General features: G+C 30.6%; 3 protein-coding genes and 1 pseudogene. All 4 read left to right on the forward strand.

Annotated elements, in window-relative coordinates; all coding sequences use genetic code 11:
* Positions 1–267: pseudogene (locus QZZ53_RS15430) on the forward strand (hypothetical protein); the annotation flags it as partial.
* On the forward strand, positions 267–1,394 hold the full coding sequence (gene neuC / locus QZZ53_RS15435; protein ID WP_296386329.1) for a UDP-N-acetylglucosamine 2-epimerase: 1,128 nt from the start codon (positions 267–269) through the stop codon (positions 1,392–1,394). The pseudogene QZZ53_RS15430 and the gene neuC, both read left to right, overlap by 1 nt.
* Complete coding sequence (locus tag QZZ53_RS15440; protein ID WP_296386330.1) at positions 1,384–2,772, forward strand: hypothetical protein; 1,389 nt, start codon at positions 1,384–1,386, stop codon at positions 2,770–2,772. Before neuC ends, QZZ53_RS15440 begins: the two co-directional genes overlap by 11 nt.
* A partial coding sequence (locus QZZ53_RS15445) for a glycosyltransferase family 4 protein (RefSeq protein ID WP_296386331.1) occupies positions 2,772–3,766 on the forward strand: 995 nt, incomplete at its 3' end. The genes QZZ53_RS15440 and QZZ53_RS15445, both read left to right, overlap by 1 nt.

Raw genomic sequence — 3,766 nt, forward strand, 5'->3', positions numbered from 1 at the left:
GTACATGGAGAAGGTACTGTAATTGGAAGTCGCAATACCATTGGTAAAGGATTTGTTATTCATCAAAACTGTACAATTGGTCATAAAGTAAATGGTTCTGGTTCTGGAAATACAATAGGTAATAACGTTAAAATATATTGTAATTCATCCATATTAGGATCTTTAAATATTGGGAATAATGTTACAATTGGCGCACACACAATGGTTAATAAAAATATAGAAGACAATACAACAGTAATTTCATCATCTAGATTAGACTATCTATAATGGCATATAAAAAAATAGTCTTTTTAACAGGCACAAGAGCTGATTTCGGAAAAATAAAGGCACTGATAAATAGTGTAGAAGATCATAGTGGTTTTGAACCCTATATTTTTGTCACTGGCATGCATCTTTTAGAAGCGTATGGCTATACATTAATTGAAGTGGAGCGATGTGGATTTAAGAACATATCCACGTTTCATAATCATACGGACGAAGCTACTATGGATTTAACATTGGCAAAAACTATTAATGGTTTTTCTAAGTATGTTAAAGGCATTCAGCCAGATTTAATTGTTGTACATGGAGATAGAGTAGAAGCCTTAGCAGGTGCCATTGTTGGTAGTCTAAACAACATATTAGTAGCTCATATTGAAGGTGGAGAAATCTCAGGTACCATAGATGAATTAATTAGACATTCCGTTTCTAAACTAAGTCATATTCATTACACATCTAATGAAGAAGCTAAAAAAAGACTTATGCAAATGGGTGAATTAGAGCAATCAATTTTCACAATTGGCTCACCAGATGTTGATATTATGTTCTCTAATGATTTACCTGCTTTAGATAAAGTAAAACAATATTATCAAATAGATTTTGATTCTTATGCTTTGGCGATGTATCATCCTGTAACTACTGAGATAGATAGCATTGAAGATAGAGCTAACCAATTTGTTGATGCTTTAATTGAAAGTGATAAGAATTATGTTGTAATCTATCCTAATAATGATCTTGGGAGCAAACATATTCTTAAAGCTTACGAAAAACTTCAAGGGAATTCTAGATTTAAAATTTTCCCTTCAGTTAGGTTTGAATATTTCTTAACATTACTCAAAAATTCAGCTTTTATTATTGGCAATAGTAGTGCAGGTGTAAGAGAAGCTCCATATTATGGCATCACTACTATAAATATTGGTAATAGACAACTTAATAGAGCTAACTCATCTAAAATAATTAATGTACAATGTGATAAATCGTTGATTGAAAAAGCGATTACAAATAAACCAAAGACTTCAGAAAAGAGAACTAAAACTTTTGGAAGTGGCAATAGTGCTCAGCTGTTTTTAAATAGTTTAGAAATGTCTAAAGTATGGTCAATAAATCATCAAAAGCAATTTAAGGATGCATACTAAAAAACATCTTCTTATAATTGTTCCTGATGGTGTAGGGATAAAAAATTATCTATATTCAGAGATAATAACTCATGTAAAGCAACATACAAAATTTACTATATGGTCTCCTTTACCATTAGAAGCATTTAAGGATGTTAAGAGAATTCATAATATAGACTTTGGTTATAAACAAATACAACTATCCTCGGAAAATAGCTTTACACGTTTATATAGAGAAGCTACAACTTACGCTAGATTAATCTTTAATAGTAAGTTACAAAAGAATCCAACAATTCTAATAAATTGGAGACGTCCTAATTATAGTCTAAAAGTTAAGATTCTTTATAGATGTGCAGAAATGCTAGGGAAGTATTTATCCAAAAAATATAGCCGAATATTAAAATATGAGAAAAAGAGTATTGATAAAATATCTCAAGTTTCGATAGAAAAATATACGGACTACATTACAGAACTGAAGCCAACATCTATCTTTATAACTCATCAACGTGTTGCAGGATTAATGCCTGTATGTCTTGCTGCTAAAAAACTTAAAATTAAGACTTCTACAGCAATTTTTTCTTGGGATAATCTACCTAAAGCAAGGTTAGCTGTAAAAACCGATTACTATATTGTATGGTCACAATGGATGAAGGATGAAATGGACGCTTACTACCCTGAAATTCCTCAAGAAAATGTAAAACTAGTTGGTACGCCTCAATTTGAGTTTTACTTGGATAGAAAGCGAATAATGACACGTGAGGACTTTGCTAGAGAATATGGTTTAGACATAAATAAAAAATGGATTTGTTTTAGTGGTGATGATATTACTACCTCTCCTTATGATCAGTTATTCTTAGACGATGTTGCAGCGTCACTTTATTCAGAAAAAGATAAAATCCAAATTATATTTAGAAGATGTCCTGTCGATTTTTCTTCGAGATATGATAAGACTTTAAATTCTTTTAAAGATTATATTGTTTCGATTGATCCTATCTGGAATATTGAAACAGAATCTGGCTGGACAGGCTATTTTCCCAAATATGAAGACATTAATTTGCAGATTAATACAGCCTTTCATTGCGATGTGGTGATTAATTTGGGTTCTACAATGGCATTAGATTTTGCGACATTCAATAAGCCTTGTTTGTATTTAAATTATAATCCTTCTAGCGATAGTAATTGGAGTACAAAAATTATTTATAATTTCCAGCATTTTAGAAGTATGAAAGATTTAGATGCTGTTGGTTGGATTAATAGTAAGTCTGATATTCTAAAAACGGTTCTAATTGTATTAGAATCACCAGAAAAAATAGCAAAAGACAGGAAAAAATGGATGGAAAATTTGGTGCTACATCCAATAGACGAAAATTCAGTTAAACTCGCAAAAGCGATATTATAATGCATATTTGTTTTATCACTAATGAGTATCCTAAATTAGATTTTCCGCATGGAGGAGTTGGAACTTTTATACATACAATTAGCCATAAATTAATTGAGAAAGGCCATAGAGTTTCAATTATAGGAATCAATGTATATACAGATATCAACGAGGAAGAAAAGGATGAGGAGATTACTGTTTTTAGAATAAAACCTAAAGTTTTAAAAGGTTTGACTTGGTATTTTAATAATAAATCAATTAATAAGAAGTTAGTAGAACTTCATAATAATCATGCTATTGATATTGTAGAAACGGCAGAATTAGGCTTGTCATTTATAAAAAAAATAAAGCCTATTAAATATGTAATACGTTTGCATGGTGGTCACCATTTTTTTGCCGAGTCAGAAAACAGAAAAGTATCTTGGTGGAAAGGATTTCAAGAAAAAAAATCCTTTAAAAATGCTGATGGTTTTATTGCAGTTTCAAACTATGTTAAATCTCATACTGCCAAATACCTAAGCTACCATAAAAAGCCAATTAAGGTTATTAAAATTCCAATAAACTTTGAAGTGTTTAAGCCAAAGTCAGAAATTAAAATAGAGCCACACACCATTTTATTTGCAGGTACAGTTTGTGAAAAAAAAGGAATTAATCAATTGCTAGAAGCAATGCCTAAAGTATTAGAATCTAATAAAGAGGCTAATTTATTTATTTATGGACGCGATTGGTTTTTTAAAGATGGAACCTCTTATATAGAGTATTTAAAGAAAGAAATTTTACCTAAATTAGGCAATGTTGCTAATCATATACATTTTATGGGAGCAATACCTTTTAAAATTTTGGCCAACAAATATGCAGCAGCAGAAGTATGTGTATTTCCATCTTTAATGGAAACGCAAGGTCTAGTTGCACCAGAGGCCATGGCTATGAATAAATTAGTTGTGTTTTCAGAATGTGGTCCAGGACCAGAAACAATTGAGCATAAAAAAACAGGTTTATTATGTAATCCTTATAA

It is taken from the genome of Winogradskyella sp. (genome assembly GCF_016744625.1).
In the GTDB taxonomy this organism is placed as follows: domain Bacteria; phylum Bacteroidota; class Bacteroidia; order Flavobacteriales; family Flavobacteriaceae; genus Winogradskyella.